Source organism: Microbacterium sp. CIAB417, assembly GCF_022788845.1.
On the sequence record NZ_JAHZUT010000004.1, the window covers coordinates 536,920 to 550,949 of the forward strand.

General features: G+C 68.0%; 13 protein-coding genes. 6 read left to right on the forward strand and 7 right to left on the reverse strand.

Features of this window, described 5'->3' with window-relative positions; translation table 11 throughout:
- Positions 1–27 precede the first annotated feature (27 nt).
- The 5 genes from KYX17_RS20025 to KYX17_RS20045 form a co-directional block, all read right to left on the reverse strand.
- Entirely contained in the window at positions 28–921 is an 894-nt protein-coding gene (locus tag KYX17_RS20025; protein WP_243228900.1) for a carbohydrate ABC transporter permease, read from the reverse strand.
- Entirely contained in the window at positions 921–1,877 is a 957-nt protein-coding gene (locus KYX17_RS20030) for a carbohydrate ABC transporter permease (RefSeq protein WP_243228902.1), read from the reverse strand. Before KYX17_RS20030 ends, KYX17_RS20025 begins: the two co-directional genes overlap by 1 nt.
- 54 nt (positions 1,878–1,931) lie before the next feature.
- Positions 1,932–3,305 (reverse strand): extracellular solute-binding protein, encoded by a 1,374-nt coding sequence (locus KYX17_RS20035; protein ID WP_243228904.1) that lies wholly within the window; start codon positions 3,303–3,305, stop codon positions 1,932–1,934.
- 34 nt (positions 3,306–3,339) lie between these two features.
- Positions 3,340–4,359: a hydroxyacid dehydrogenase gene (locus tag KYX17_RS20040; RefSeq protein ID WP_243228906.1), complete on the reverse strand. Its 1,020-nt coding sequence runs from the start codon at positions 4,357–4,359 to the stop codon at positions 3,340–3,342.
- Between the two features lie 123 nt (positions 4,360–4,482).
- Positions 4,483–6,318 (reverse strand): heparinase II/III family protein, encoded by a 1,836-nt coding sequence (locus KYX17_RS20045; protein WP_243228908.1) that lies wholly within the window; start codon positions 6,316–6,318, stop codon positions 4,483–4,485.
- A gap of 133 nt (positions 6,319–6,451) precedes the next feature.
- Between KYX17_RS20045 and KYX17_RS20050 the strand changes: the two genes are divergently transcribed.
- Both KYX17_RS20050 and KYX17_RS20055 read left to right on the forward strand, forming a co-directional pair.
- Positions 6,452–7,585 (forward strand): substrate-binding domain-containing protein, encoded by a 1,134-nt coding sequence (locus KYX17_RS20050; RefSeq protein ID WP_243228911.1) that lies wholly within the window; start codon positions 6,452–6,454, stop codon positions 7,583–7,585.
- A gap of 70 nt (positions 7,586–7,655) precedes the next feature.
- On the forward strand, positions 7,656–7,838 hold the full coding sequence (locus tag KYX17_RS20055) for a hypothetical protein (RefSeq protein WP_243228913.1): 183 nt from the start codon (positions 7,656–7,658) through the stop codon (positions 7,836–7,838).
- 6 nt (positions 7,839–7,844) lie between these two features.
- On the opposite strand, the gene KYX17_RS20060 is transcribed toward KYX17_RS20055, so the two are convergent.
- Positions 7,845–8,507, reverse strand: coding sequence for a DNA alkylation repair protein (locus KYX17_RS20060; RefSeq protein WP_243228915.1), 663 nt, complete (start codon positions 8,505–8,507; stop codon positions 7,845–7,847).
- 222 nt (positions 8,508–8,729) lie between these two features.
- On the opposite strand from KYX17_RS20060, the gene KYX17_RS20065 reads away from it, so the two are divergent.
- From KYX17_RS20065 to KYX17_RS20080, 4 genes are read left to right on the forward strand one after another with little or no spacing between them, the layout of a single operon-like run.
- A complete protein-coding gene (locus KYX17_RS20065; protein ID WP_243228917.1) occupies positions 8,730–9,836 on the forward strand; it encodes an iron ABC transporter permease in 1,107 nt (368 codons plus the stop codon).
- The gene (locus KYX17_RS20070) at positions 9,836–10,657 is read left to right on the forward strand and encodes an ABC transporter ATP-binding protein (RefSeq protein ID WP_243228919.1); all 822 of its coding nucleotides are present in this window, start codon (positions 9,836–9,838) and stop codon (positions 10,655–10,657) included. Before KYX17_RS20065 ends, KYX17_RS20070 begins: the two co-directional genes overlap by 1 nt.
- A complete protein-coding gene (locus tag KYX17_RS20075; RefSeq protein WP_243228921.1) occupies positions 10,654–11,664 on the forward strand; it encodes an ABC transporter substrate-binding protein in 1,011 nt (336 codons plus the stop codon). The genes KYX17_RS20070 and KYX17_RS20075 overlap by 4 nt, the downstream gene beginning before the upstream one ends.
- A 56-nt stretch (positions 11,665–11,720) precedes the next feature.
- Positions 11,721–12,956 carry an MFS transporter gene (locus KYX17_RS20080; protein ID WP_243228923.1) on the forward strand — a complete coding sequence of 412 codons (1,236 nt, stop codon included), beginning with the start codon at positions 11,721–11,723 and terminating at the stop codon, positions 12,954–12,956.
- Here KYX17_RS20080 and KYX17_RS20085 read toward each other — a convergent pair.
- Positions 12,941–13,990, reverse strand: a complete 1,050-nt coding sequence (locus KYX17_RS20085) for an aromatic acid exporter family protein (RefSeq protein ID WP_243228925.1) — start codon at positions 13,988–13,990, stop codon at positions 12,941–12,943. The two genes, KYX17_RS20080 and KYX17_RS20085, sit on opposite strands and share 16 nt — an antisense overlap.
- Between the last annotated feature and the right edge of the window lie 40 nt (positions 13,991–14,030).

Consider the following 14,030-nt stretch of genomic DNA (forward strand, 5'->3'; position numbering starts at 1 on the left):
CTTTCATGGTTTGTTGGTGAGGTGCCGTCAGCCTTTGACGGCGCTGGTCATGCCCACGCCACGGAGGAACTGCTTCTGGAACACCAGGAACAGGACCACGGGAATGAACACGGCGATGAAGAGGCCGGCCATGAGCAGGGAGATCTCCGATGTGCCGGACAGGCGCGGCAGCGAGACCGAGAGCGGCTGCAGGGCAGTGTCCGTGAGCACCAGCATCGGCCAGAGGAACTCCTTCCAGGCGGCGATGATCGTAAGCAGAGACACGACCCCGAGGATCGGACGCGACAGTGGAAGCACGATCGACCACAGCACGCGCAGCGGGCCCGCGCCGTCGACGCGAGCGGCCTCGAAGAGCTCCTGGGGGAGAGCGTCGAAGAATCGTTTGATGATCACGATGTTGAAGGCGTTCGCGGCTGCGGGCAGCCACACGGCCCAATAGGTGTTGAGAAGGGTCCCGCCGGTGACCGGCAACTCGAGGATGGTGAGGTACAGGGGCACGAGAGAGACGACGCCCGGGATGAACAGCGTCGCCAGGATCAGCGCGGAGAGCACGTTGCCCCACTTCGGACGCAGGACGGACAGGACGTAGGCTGCGGTGACGCACACGAAGAGGGTGACCACCCAGGATCCGAGGGCGAGGACGACCGTGTTCCAGAGCGACTGACCGACGGCCAGCTGCGTCCATGCCTGCCCCATGATCTGCGGCTGGAATCCGCTCGGCCAGAGGGCGAACGGCTCTTTGACGGTGTCCTGAGCCGTCGACGTCGCTGCTTTGAACAGCCAGGCGATGGGGCCCGCGCCGACGACGACGAGTGAGACCGCGACGAGCAGCTCGATCAGGCGCATGCTCCATCGGACGGCCGGTCGCTGCAGATCCCGGTCGGAGACGACCGTGCGCTCTCGGGGTTCGCGTGTGCTCATCAGTCCTGTCCCAGCTTTCGGGTCGCGAGGTTGTACACGGCGGCGAACAGCGCCAGCACGACGGCGAGCAGGACGCTCAAGGCCGTGGCGGCCCCGTAGTCACCGCTGACGAACGCATAGTTGTAGATCAGCAGCAGCACGGTGAGCGTCGCATTGTCCGGACCGCCATTGGTGAACAGGAACGGTCCGGAGAACACCTGGGCCGTGCCGATGATCTGAAGCAGGATCAGGACGACGATGATGCCGCGGATCTGAGGCAACGTGATGTGCCAGATCCTCCGCCAGATCCCCGCACCGTCGAGCTCCGCGGCTTCGTACAGATCGTTGCGGACGGCGGTGAGCGCTGCGAGGAAGATGATGACGTTCGTTCCCGCCCCGGCCCAGGTCGCTTCCAGGACGAGGGACGGCATCGCGGTCGTCGCCGAGTTCAGCCAGGCCAGCGGACCCCAGCCGAACCAACCGAGCACAGTGTTGAAGAGTCCGGTGGGTGCGGGATCGAAGAACACCTTCCACAGCAGGATGGACACCACCGGCGGGAAGATCACGGGAAGGTAGGCGAGGACGCTGTAGACGCCGCCGCGGGCACGCAGTTCCGACATGGCCACGGCAAGGATGATCGGCAGCGGGAATCCGATCAGGAGGCAGAGCAGCCCGTACCAGAGGGTGTTGACGATCGCTTTGGACAGCAGCGGATCGGTGAGCACATAGGCGAAGTTGTCCCAGCCGACCCATTCAGGTGCCTGGACGAAGTTCGTGTGCTGGAAGCTGAGCACCAGTCCGGAGACGATCGGTCCCCAGGAGAAGTAGAGGAACGTCAGCACGACCGGCAGAGCGATGGCGACGGCCCAGAGCTGCTCGCGTCCGAACCGGTTCCGGCGTCGCCGGCGCGGAGGCGTCGCTGAGGCGGGTGCCTCCGCAGTCGCCTCAGGAAGCTCGGCGTCCATGAGAACGGTCATGTCGTGCCTTTCGCGGTCGGGGGGGGAGGGAGACCGCGCTCCCTCCCCTGAGGGTCAGCGCGAAGCGCGGTCGACCTTGTCCTGCGCGGCGGAGGCCGCGTCGGCCAGCACCTGCGCGATGTCCGCATCCTGCTCGGTGAGCACCTTCTGGATGGCGGAGTCGAGGATGCCGTAGACATCCTGTGCGGCGGTGACGGGTTCGGCCTTGAGCTCGACCTCGGCCAGGTTGTCGTTGTAGGCCTGGACGTTCTCCTGCGGCACGTTGATGAACTCTTCGACCCACTCCAGGTAGTTCTCGTACAGTTCGGGTGCGACAGGACTGACCCGGGGGATGCCGACGCTGCCGCCATCCGCCGCCGAGGCCTCCGCGGCCTCCTTGGCCGCGTCCTCGTCGCTGTACAGCGAGAGGTCGGCGAACTCGATCCACTTCACCGCTGCTTCCTTCTGAGCCTCCGTGGCCTTCGGGCTCACGATCTCGACCGACCCTCCGGCAAGCACCTCGCCGTCGAAGCCGGGCCCGGTCGGCACCGGCCCGATCCCGACGACCGACCGGTCCATGCCGTAGGTGTTGATGACCGTTCCGTACGAGCCGGACGGTGCGGACAGGAACATTCCGATCTCGCCGGCACCGAAGTCCTTGCCGATGTCGGCCATGTTGTAGAGGAAGTTCGACCCCATCGACTGGTCGTCCCATCGCATCTGTCGCAGGTACTCCAGCGCCTGGGCTGCCGCGGCGTCGTCGAAGGTGATCTCCGTGCCCTCGTCGTTCTCGACGCTGCCGCCCATGCTGTAGATCTGCGCGGTCAGCATCCATCCGCCGGTGTTCTCCGTCGTCATCTGGGCGTACCCGGTCTTGCCGGTCTTCTCCGAGATGGTCGCGGCGTAGTCGACGACCTCGTCCCAGGTCGTGGGCGGGGCGTTCGGATCGAGACCGACCTGTTCGAACAGCTCCCGGTTGTAATACAGCCCGATGGCATAGGGGTTCACAGGGACGCCGAACTGCTGGCCGTCCGCATCCTGTGCGATGGTCGCCGACTGCGGATTGAGCTGCTCGGCGATGCCGGCGTCCTCCAGCTGGGTCGTGATGTCCGCGACCTGGCCGCGGGCGATCAGGCCCTGGATCTCGGTGAACGGCACCTTGAGCACCGTCGGCAGAGTGCCTCCGGCGACGCCGGCCTGGAACGTCTGCGCCTCCCACACCTGCTCGATCGGCTCGACGGTGATGTCCGGGTGGAGCTCGCTGAACTGCTCGAGGCGAGCGTCGAAGACGGCGCGAGCCGCTTCCTGGTCGGGGGTGGGGTAGTCGCCCACCTGGATCGTCACGGGGCCGCTCTCTTCTTGAGGTGCGGCGGTGCTGCAGCCGGTCAGCGCGGCGGCTGACACGGCGACGATGCCGAGGATCGCGTGCGGTGCTCTGCGGGATTTCATCCTTGAACTCCTTGTTCTTGTGTTGCGGTGGTGGTCAGGCGGACAGGGCGAGGCGCTCTTCCTCGACGGTGTGGAGCAGTGGTTCGCCGGTGACGAAGCGTTCGATCTCCTCGGCTGCCAGCGCGCCCAGGCGCGCCTCCTCTGTACCGAGGCTGCCGGCGATGTGCGGCGTCACGAAGGTGTTCGGCAGGGTGAGGAGCGGATGCCGATCGGGGAGCGGCTCGGGATCGGTGACGTCGAGCAAGGCGAAGAGGTCGCTGCGGTGGGCGAGCACGTCGGCGAGGAGGTCGTTGTCGACGAGTGCACCGCGAGCTGTGTTGATCAACGTCGCACGCTGCGGCATCCGCAGCAGCAGGTCCCGAGTGATCATGCCGGTCGTGGATGCGGTCAGCGGAGCGTGCAGAGACACGACGTCCGAGAGCGCGAAGAGAGTGTCGAGGTCGACGAGATCGGCCGTGGTGCGCGCGGAGGCAGGGACGTGGGGATCGTAGGCGAGCACGCGCACGTCCAGCTCGGAGAGCCGTCCGGCGACGAGTGAGCCGATGCGCCCCAGACCGACGAGCCCGATGACCGCGCCATCGATTCCGCGGACGCCCGATCGGCGCGCGGCGGCGCCGGCCTCCCGGCTGCTCGCGGCGAGTCGCCACGCGTTCTTCAGCGACAGCTGAATCTGGGCGACGGTGAAGTCGGCGACGGAGACGGCATTCGCATCCGCGGCTGTGGACACCTGGATGCCGCGCTCCCAGAGCGCGTCGGTGACCAGCTCGCGAACCGTTCCCGCGGCATGCACCACGAGGCGCAGTCCCGGCAGCGTGTCCAGCGCATCGCGATCCAGGCGCGCCGTCCCCCAGCCGGTGATGAGGATGCTCGCGTCTCGGGCCGAATGAGCCTCGTCGAGCGGGCGCAGGGTCATGGGGTCGAGATCGAGAAGATCCGCGTGCCGGCCGATGGCGAGACGGGCGTCGGCATCGAGCACGGTGTGCCGCCACGGGTGTCCGAGGCTCACAGCGACGACGGGACGCGTCGAGGCGCCGGTGGGGCGGGTCGCGGTCATGGACGTCCTCTCGGTGCTGCGCTGCGCCGGCGCTGATCGTCCGACCTCTGGAGTCTGTCCGCAGTCGTCGAGAACGATCAACTTCAATGGGCAAAACGATCGAAAATGATCGCGCCTCTGCGGTCAGAGGGCGCGGAGGGCCATGCGCAGAGACCGCGTGCCCTGTGGGCGAAGGAACATGCGCGTGACGCTTTCGCCCCAACTCGCGCGAAGGACCGGATCATTCAGCGGAATCACCTCGCAGTCGACGTCCGCGTCGACGTCGAGGAGGACGAGGGGCCGGCCCGAGTCCGGGCCGATGAGTTCCCAGCCTTCGGAGACGCGTTGTGGTGCACGTGCCAGCATGACGATCACAGCCGGGGTGTCGCGGGCCTCCCACTCGTCGGTGATCTCCAGACCGACCGCGTTCGGGCGGAACGCCCGCGTCCATCGGGTGAACGCGCCCTCCGGGTAGGCGGTGGCGAGATCGAGGGTGAAGGACCAGTCCTCGCCGCCGCCGATGCTGACGTCGGACGCTCGGAAGGCGGGCCCCACACCCTGCTGGGTGTTGCCGGCTCCGATCGGGACGCTGTGGTATTCGGATCGGGTGAACCACTGCTCGTAACGCGCATCGGTGAAGCTGCTCGCGGTGTACAGGCCGGAGCCGAGGTCGATGATCAACGGCTCACCGCTCACGCCGACGACGAAGCTGCCGACGTCGAGGTGGTTGTGCGGCTCATCGTTGTGGCCGCCCTTCGCGACCAGTCGAAGGGCGCCGGCATCGGCGGAGAACACGCCGGTGTCAGGAAGGATCCGGGTGCCGAGCGGCCGCGTGTCGTGCAGCGGCGGCAGACCGCACCACTGGTCATCGAACAGGGAGGCCAGCGCTCTGCCGAGCGGGAGCGGGAGCGACACCGGGGGCTGAGGTCCGCGCATGACCCGCGCGTATTCGGCGACGTCGTCGCTGCCGACCGCTCGACCGAATCGGTGCAGCAACGCCGGAGCGTGTCGCTCGTTCATGGAGCCTCCGCTGCGGGCTGCCATCCGGGGGCGGCCGTCGGCGAAGGCCGCGTTCCAGACCCCGTCCCCGAGCGCGACGGACAGCGGATACTCTGCCATCCGGCGCACGAGGGGCGACGAGAGCACCTGTGCGGCGGTATCCGGGTCGCCGAGACCCAGCAGTTCGATCGCCTCGAAGAATCGAGCTCCCGAGTGCCACCAGTACATGACGCCTTCAGGGCAGCCGCCGTCCTCCGGCACCCCGCGGACGTATGCGTCCAGGCTGTCGACGCAGGTGCGGAGGATGCGCTCGGTGTGTCGGGCATCCTCAGGTGGGGCGATGAGCGCCGTGGCCAGCACGTTGGAGATGATCCAGGGATTCCAATTGCTCGGGAGCCCGAACCAGAAGTATCCGCGTGCATCCCGCTCGAACGGGTCGAGCAGGCGCTGAGACACGGCATGGAGGATGGCGGTGCCGAGGGCGCCCAGTCGCTCCTCGTGGACGGCGAGAGTCCACGCCAGCAGAGCGGCGGTCTCCGAAGCGAACAGATCAATCACCGGCCGCTCCGGATCGGGAAGCTCATCGAGATCGCCGCCGGGCTGTCTGTTGTGCGCCGGGACGCACCACGTGACCTCCTCGAGGATGACGCTCACGGCGGCATGGAGATCCTGATCCGCGCCGGGACTCGGGGCCAGCGCAGCGGCGAGCGCTGCAAGCGTCAGTCGTCGTCGTCGTTCGAAGTAGGGGGTCTCGTACGGCGTGCGTTCGCCACGTCGGTGGAAGGCCAGCCAGCGGCCGGAGTCGAGCGTCGGAACGGGTTCGTCGGCCACTCGTGCGGCAGCGGCCAGGATGTCGGCCGTGCTTGCCCGATCTCGAGTCCGCCAGGCGGTGTCGCCGGCCGACGGATACGGCCGGTACGGGGCGTTCCGGGCGATCCCGACCGGATCGAAGACAGTCAGATCGGGGAGGACATCGGGCATGGGAAGACGCTACCGGCCGGACGGAGCACCGCTATCGCAGAACGATCAAACGATCGACAATGATCGGAACGGGCTTACGATGGGCGCACGCGCAGTCGACGGTACAGCTGCGCCGTGCCGAAGGAGTCGCCGAGTGATCGCTGCCGAACGCCGAACCGCCATTCTGCGCGAATTGCGCCTGCGTGGAACGCTGTCCGTCTCCGAATTCGCGGGAAGGCTCGGCATCTCGCCGATCACGCTGCGGCGCGATCTGGCCGAACTGGAACGGGAAGGACAGCTCGCGCGCGTCCACGGTGGTGCCACTTCGGTCGCCGCGACCGAGATCGAACCGGGGTCGGCGCCGCGCTCGGTCAAGCAGCTGGCCGCGACGTTCGGCCTCGCTCCTCGAGGAACCGGGGGACCGGTCGCGACGATCGGGATGATCGCCCCCACGCACGGCTACTACTACACCGAGATCATCGCGGGAGCGAAGGAGGCCGCACGACTCGCGGGCGTGCGGCTCGTCCTGGCCATTTCGGACTACAACCCGGCCGAGGAGCGCAGAATGTTCGAGCGGATGGTGTCGCTCGGGCTGGACGGCATCCTCATCACCCCGAGCCGTTCCGAGCTCGCCGACAGTCCGCTGCGCGATCTCATCGAGTCCTCACCCGTGCCGGTCACGGTGCTGGAGCGGGTGTGGGAGTTCCCGACCCGCGGTCGCGTGGTCGATTCGGTCCGTACGGATCATCGACACGGAGCCGAGATCGCGCTGTCGCACCTCATCGACCTCGGGCACCGGCACGTCGGCGGCTGGTCGTTCGACAATCCGCACGCCGCCGAGATCCGTGCAGGCTTCGAGGCCGCAGCCGAAACTGCTGGATGCATCGTCCATCGACCCGTGTTCGACTACGGCCATGCCGATTGGGACAGCGTGGACATGCGTCGAAACGTGCGGCGATACCTGGAGGAGGCAGTGGAGGCCGGCGTCACCGCGGTACTCGTGCACCCCGACGAATTCGCGCTCCAGATGATGCAGGAGGCGGCCGCGGCCGGCATCGACGTGCCTGGAGAGCTCTCGATCGTCGCCTACGACGACGAGGTCGCGGGGCTCGGCGAGATACCGCTCACGGCTGTCGCTCCGCCGAAGCGATCCCTCGGATTCGTCGCTGTCGACGCGTGCTTGCGCAGCGTCGCCCATGCCGGGCCGACGGTCGAGGAGTTCCCGTCGCAGCGCGTGAGGCTCCTGCCGGTGCTCCGTGTGCGCGAGTCGACCGGGTCACCCCGCTGAGAGCTACCACGGCGCCGCCCGCGTTTCAACGGTCTGTGCACGCGGTGGCGCAGCGGTCGAGAGTCGAGGCATGAGCATCAACGACACCTTCACTCCGCCCACGACGACCGACGGACAGGCGATCTGCGATCGCCTGGACGCCATCCATGCCGACCTGCGAGAGCTCATCGCCCAGCAGGGCACTCAGGGGCTCGGATGGGACGGGGGACAGACGACCGCCGCGCCGGACGGCACCGGCGGAACTCCCGTCTGAGCGGGTTCAGCCCTCGCGACGGCGGACGATCTCGCTGATCCAGATCGGCGCGAACGGCGACGTGCACCCCGGCGCGGTCGGATAGTCGGCGAGAACCTGAAGCTTCTCGCCGATCGCCAGCGCGCGCTCGCGCAATGCGGGGTGGAAGATCCCGATCTGGGCCAGCGTCTCGTTCATCGCCCACTGCAGGCGGGAGGGCGCGTCCCTCATGTCGCGCTCGATGATGTCGAGCAGGTACTCCAGGTCGAGGCCGTCGGCACCCTTCGTGACGCGCACGCTCGTGAGCGACCACGCCGCGGCGGCAACGGTGGGATCGCCAGCCTCGAACCAGCGCAGCCGCAGCTCCTCGGCGTGGGGCGACTTCTTGGCGAGGTAGTTCACGAACCAGTCGTTGACCTTCGGCACCTCGGTCTCGCGCACCATCGCATCGAGTTCGTCCGCGCTGAAGTCCTTCACGCGGCAGATGAGCATCGACAGCAGCCGGGGAGCGGTCTCGCCCGTGGCCCACAGCTGGACCGCGAGCGGGTGGTCGGTCTTGATCGTCTTCGCGAGGGCGCGCAGCTGCGACAGGTTGATGCCGTGGTCGTCGCCGCGCTTCTCGTTGGCGGCGCGCATCTTCGGGTCCTCGAGGGCGGCGAGGTCCGCCAGCGCCTGGTCCAGTCCGGTCATCTTCCCAGCGTACGTCGCGGGCCGAACGGACATGGCCGGTCGCGCCCGCCGGTCGAGCCCTGCCCATCCGAGTTGACGAGGGCTCGACGCGTAGATGAGAATGATTATCATTCCGGCTGATCGATCGCGCGGTCCTCGCGTCAGGCGCTGATCGCGTTCTGCCGGAGTCCCGCCATCCCGACAATGTCGGCACCATGCCCGGCGAACGGATCCACGAGCCCGATGACCTCTTTCACCAGCCGCACCGCCGAGACGGCCAGCCGCGTTCCATGGCGCGGTGAATACGCCGGAAGATCCTCGACCGGCGCGGCCCTCGTGCTGATCGGTCTCGCTGTCGTCCTCGTCGTGTCGATGTTCGTGGCGATCGGACTCGGCTCGGCTGTCATCCCCCCGGAGGACACGGCGCGCTACCTGTGGGCCTCGGTCACCGGCGGTGCGATCCCCGCGGACGAGGCGACGCGCTACCAGATCATCTGGCAGATCCGCGCTCCGCGCGTCCTTCTGGCTGCCGTCGTCGGCGCCGGGTTGAGCGCGGTTGGTGTCGCGATACAGGCGCTCGTGCGAAACTCGCTCGCCGACCCCTACATCCTCGGTGTCTCCTCGGGCGCGGCAGTAGGAGCGGTCACCGTGTCGCTGCTCGGGGCCCTGGCAGGACTCGGCATCTACGCGGTCTCCGTCGGGGCGTTCATCGGAGCGCTGCTCGCGACCGTGCTCGTCTACACGATCGCTTCCGGCCGCCTCGGCTTGACGCCCCTGCGGCTCGTGCTGACGGGAGTCGCGCTGTCCTTCGGATTCCAGGCGGTGATGAGCGTCATGATCTACTTCGCCCCCACCAGTGAGGCGACCTCGACAGTGCTGTTCTGGACGATGGGCTCGTTCGGCGCCGCGCAGTGGGGGTCGTTGCCGGTGGTGGCTGTCATGGTCGTCGCGGGCATCATCGTGCTGCACCGCGGAAGCCGTGCACTCGACGTGATGTCGCTGGGTGACGAAGCGGCCGCGAGCCTGGGCGTGGACGCGTCGCGGTCGCGAAAGCTCCTTTTCGCGGTGACGGCTGTCATGACCGGCGCGATGGTTGCGGTCAGCGGCACGATCGGCTTCGTGGGTCTGGTGATCCCTCACATCACCCGCATGATCGTGGGCGCCACGCACGCCCGCCTGCTGCTGGTCGCGCCCTTCGTCGGTGCGATCCTCATGGTCTGGGTGGACCTGCTCGCGCGCACTCTGGTCGCTCCCCGCGAGCTGCCGCTCGGTGTGCTGACGGCGCTGATAGGTGTGCCCATCTTCATCGTGCTCATGCGCCGCCGCAGCTACGCCTTCGGGGGACGTTGATGGACCTGCGCATCGAGAATCTGGACATCGAGATCGCAGGTCGTGCGCTCGTGCACGACCTCGACCTCCGCGTCGCGGAGGGCGAGGTCGTCGGCCTGGTCGGTCCGAACGGTTCCGGGAAGTCCACGGCGCTGCGTGCGGTGTACCGCGCTCTCGTGCCCGCCGGCGGGGTCGTCCGCATCGGTGGCGACGACGTCCGCGAGCTGTCCCTGCGCGAGAACGCCCGACGCGTGGCCGCACTGACGCAGGAGGGCGGATCGGACTTCGACTTCACCGTCGAGGAGACCGTTGCGCTCGGCCGCACTCCGCACAAGCGCGGCAACGAACCGCTCACCGCTGAGGAACGTGACCTCGTGCGCGCGGCCATGCAGCGGATGGATGTCGGGCACCTGGCGGCGCGCGGCGTCCTCGGTCTCTCCGGTGGAGAGCGGCAGCGGGTGCTCATCGCTCGTGCTCTCGTGCAGCAGCCGCGGGTACTCGTGCTCGACGAACCCACGAATCACCTCGACATCCGCCATCAGGTCGACCTGCTCGGCCGCATTCGCGCGGACTCGCTCACCACCGTGGTCGTGCTGCACGATCTGAACCTCGCGGCAGCCGCCTGCGATCGGATCGCGGTCATCGCCGAAGGCCGGCTGGCCGCCGTGGGGACACCGCATGATGTGCTCACGCCGTCGCTGCTCGCCGAGGTGTTCGGCGTGGCGGCGACCGTGATCGCGCACCCGCTCACGGGTGACCCTCAGATCCTCTTCGCGCTCGATCAGGGCGCATTCTCATCCGGCGTGCATGCTGCGCACAACACGAAAGGCCTCTCCCTATGACTGACCGCATTCGATCCCGCCGGCGCGTCGCCGCGCTCATCCCCGCGACGGCGATCGCGCTGATCACCACTGCGTGCGGCGCCCAGATCGAGGATGCACCCGGCGTGGAGGCGTCGGCGACGGTGAACCGTTGCGGCGAGCCCGTCGAATACACGACCCCGCAGCGAGCCGTCGTCTACGAGGGAGGAAGCGCCGACAAGATGTTCGCGCTCGGTCTGACGGATCACGTCCTCGGGTACGTCATGCCTCCGGCCAATCCGCCGGTGAGCGAGTCGCCCTGGGCGGAGGAGTACGAGAAGGTCGAGTTCCTCTCCGATGACTTGCTCAATCGTGAACTCGTGGTCGATGCGGACGCCGACTTCGTCGTCGCCGGCTGGAACTCGGGCTTCTCCGACTCGCGCGGCATCACCCCCGAGATCCTCGACACCCTGGGCATCCAGAGCTTCATGCACTCGGAGACGTGCTTCAACTACCCGGGATTCCCCGAGCAGCACACGCCGTTCGAAGGGCTCTACACGGACCTGGAGCGGCTCGGCGAGATCTTCGGCGTCGAAGAGCGCGCGGAGCAGATCATCTCCGAGTACAAGGAGCGGGTCGCCGCGGTCCAGGAGCAGGCGCCGGACGGCGACCCGATCAAAGTCTTCCTCTACGATTTCGGCACCGACAAGCCGTTCACCGCTGCGAGCCAGGTGCCGCCGAACGACATCATCCGCTATGCCGGCGGAGAGAACATCTTCGGCGATGTCGAAGCGCGCTGGACAGAGGCCACCTGGGAGGCCGTGGTCGAGGCCGAGCCAGAGGTCATCATCATCCTCGAATACCAGGACCAGCCCGCCCAGGAGAAGATCGACTTCCTGAAGTCCAATCCCACGACGGCCTCGCTCCCCGCGGTGGTGAACGACGAGTTCTACATCCTCGACTACAACGAGGCCATCTCCAGTCCCCGCAACATCGACGGGCTCGAAGGGTTCGCCGAATATCTCCGTGAGTATGCCGAGGCACGCTGAACGAAGCCGGGCCGGCGGCCGGCGCACTGCCGCCGTCGCCGGCCCGGCGAACCACCATGTCCTTCCCTGACGCTCAGCACGATTCGCCCGTTGCGGACGCGCGGATCATCCGAGCCCTGTGGCCGGTGCTCCTCGCCGCCGTCATCGGTCTGTTCCCCTTCACCGTCTACTCCACATTCCTCGTCCCGATCGCTGGGAGCGCCGACCAGGATGCTTCGACCGTCGGAATGCTGCGCGGACTCGGCGGGGTCGCCGCACTCGTCGTCGGCGTCGCTCTCGCTCCGCTCATCGCACGCTGGTCCGCCCCGTACGCCGCGGCGACGAGTCTGGCGTTCCTGGCGGTCACCAGCCTGGTAGCCACGCTCGGATCGCTCCCCGCCTTCGTGATCTTCTGCATCGGGATCGGTGCCGCGACCGCGATCCTCACGCCCACCCTGCTCACGATGGCGACCACGATGTTCTCGCGTCGCGGCGACTCCGGACGGGCGGCGACGATGGTGACCGCGACGCAGTCCCTCGCCGCAGTTCTCGCAGCCCCCGTCATCGGTGCGATCGGTTCCTGTGGCGGATGGCGCGGTACGCTGTGGGTCACTGCAGGCCTGGCGGGGGTCACGGCGACGCTCTTCCTCCGTGCGGACCGGAACGAGGAGGTGCGGGACACGGCACGCCTGGGGTACAAGGATGCGTTCGGGCTGCTTCGCCGCCGCGGCGATCTTCTGGCGCTCATCGGCATCGCGTTCCTGCGTACCACCGCTTTCATGGGGTACCTGGCGTTCCTCGCCCAGCACTACCACGACCGATTCGAGCTCGACCCGGTCGCGTTCACTCTGGTGTGGACGCTCAGCGGAGCGTCGTTCTTCACGGGCAACTACCTCGCCGGTCGCTGGGCGAGAAGAGCCGGCACACGGCGGCACCTCCTCTATGGGGGCCTCGGCGGCGGAGCCGTCGCGCTCGTGGTCGTCTTCACCGCCGATGCGCTGCCTGTCGCACTCGCCGCCACCGCTCTCATGGGCTTCAGTCATGCGATCGTCGCCGCCCTCATCACCACTCTGATCGCAGAATGCGGAGGAGAAGTCACGACCGCCGCCTACAGCATCAACGGTGCAGGAATGAGTCTCGGGGTCTTCGTCGGCGCCGTCCTCGCCGGCGCGGGGCTGGCGCTGGGTGCTGGGCTCGGCCTCGCGATCGCACTGCTGGTTCCTGCTGTTGTCGCCCTCGCGCTGATACCTGCCGCGCTGGGATCGCGTTCAGCAATCGGCTCCGGATCTCGGTCGCGTCAGGAGGCGTCCTGATCATCCCCGACGAGCTCGCCGCGGATGCGGCGCAGGTCCTCCAGCAGCGACCCGATCAGGATCCAGTGCGCGGAGGCGGGTGGCTTCACCTGCAGCGGCGCTGTCAGAGCCGGAACGGCCGAGGTCAGAGTCTCGGGTTCGGGGGCGACATCCGCGATCTGCACCTTCAGGCGCACGTCGTGACCCGCGCGGCGCAGCTGCTCCGCGATGGCGTGCACGGTGGGCTCGTCCCCGAGCGCATCGTCGTAGTGGTCGAAGTACGCTCGCGTCATGCCGATCACCTGGGTGACGATCGGCGACAGCGTGGTCAGCAGAGCGCGCATCTCCGTCAGGTCATCGCGGTGCGACGAGCGCCGCGGGTTGAGCGTGAGCGACTCCTCTCCCGCGGCGATGGACGCCTCGGCCGCCGCCTGCATCGGCCTCAGCAGCCGCGCCTGCAGCATCAGCTCCTGCAGCTGCGCGGGAGTCCGCACCGAGGGGAGGGCTTCCGCCAGGCGGTCGAGGCTCGCGGCCAGTTCGGCGCCGAGCAGTCCGAGGTCGCGCCGGGCGGGCGCGACCAGCACGGGTGGCACGATCAGGGCGTTCACGATGATGCCGATCACGACCCCGATGAGCGTCTCGACGATGCGGTCGACGGCGTACTGCGGACTCGACGACCCCAGCGCGAGCACGAGCATCGCCGAGATCGCGACCTGGTTCCCGGTACCTGGAGTCGCGCGCAGCGCCCAGGCCACGAGCATCGCCACGACGATGGCGAGCAGCACCACCCAGCTCTGCGGTCCCAGCAACAGGCTCAGGCCGACCGCGATCAGGACGCCGGCGATCACCCCGACGCTGCGCTCGAGCGCCTTGGTCAGTGACTGGTTCACGCTGGGCTGCACGACGAGGAGGGCCGCGATGGCTGCGAAGACGGGCAGTGGCCCCGGCACGAGCCAGCCCGCGATGAGCCAGGCCGCGATCGTGGCGACCGCGGACTTGACCACCTGCAGCAGAGGAGCCCGTCTCGCACTGCGCACCGCCGCCGTCATCCGCATGCGTCCACGTTAGCCCCGTGTCACAATCGGGCATCGGGAA

What these genes read in the sequence shown, in the direction of transcription:
- KYX17_RS20070 (WP_243228919.1), top strand. Translation starts at nt 9,836, where the DNA reads ATGGACCTGCGCATCGAGAATCTGGACATCGAGATCGCAGGTCGTGCG.
- KYX17_RS20045 (WP_243228908.1), bottom strand. Translation starts at nt 6,318, where the DNA reads ATGCCCGATGTCCTCCCCGATCTGACTGTCTTCGATCCGGTCGGGATC.
- KYX17_RS20055 (WP_243228913.1), top strand. Translation starts at nt 7,656, where the DNA reads ATGAGCATCAACGACACCTTCACTCCGCCCACGACGACCGACGGACAG.
- KYX17_RS20065 (WP_243228917.1), top strand. Translation starts at nt 8,730, where the DNA reads ATGACCTCTTTCACCAGCCGCACCGCCGAGACGGCCAGCCGCGTTCCA.
- KYX17_RS20030 (WP_243228902.1), bottom strand. Translation starts at nt 1,877, where the DNA reads ATGACCGTTCTCATGGACGCCGAGCTTCCTGAGGCGACTGCGGAGGCA.
- KYX17_RS20080 (WP_243228923.1), top strand. Translation starts at nt 11,721, where the DNA reads ATGTCCTTCCCTGACGCTCAGCACGATTCGCCCGTTGCGGACGCGCGG.
- KYX17_RS20075 (WP_243228921.1), top strand. Translation starts at nt 10,654, where the DNA reads ATGACTGACCGCATTCGATCCCGCCGGCGCGTCGCCGCGCTCATCCCC.
- KYX17_RS20060 (WP_243228915.1), bottom strand. Translation starts at nt 8,507, where the DNA reads ATGACCGGACTGGACCAGGCGCTGGCGGACCTCGCCGCCCTCGAGGAC.
- KYX17_RS20025 (WP_243228900.1), bottom strand. Translation starts at nt 921, where the DNA reads ATGAGCACACGCGAACCCCGAGAGCGCACGGTCGTCTCCGACCGGGAT.
- KYX17_RS20040 (WP_243228906.1), bottom strand. Translation starts at nt 4,359, where the DNA reads ATGACCGCGACCCGCCCCACCGGCGCCTCGACGCGTCCCGTCGTCGCT.
- KYX17_RS20085 (WP_243228925.1), bottom strand. Translation starts at nt 13,990, where the DNA reads ATGCGGATGACGGCGGCGGTGCGCAGTGCGAGACGGGCTCCTCTGCTG.
- KYX17_RS20035 (WP_243228904.1), bottom strand. Translation starts at nt 3,305, where the DNA reads ATGAAATCCCGCAGAGCACCGCACGCGATCCTCGGCATCGTCGCCGTG.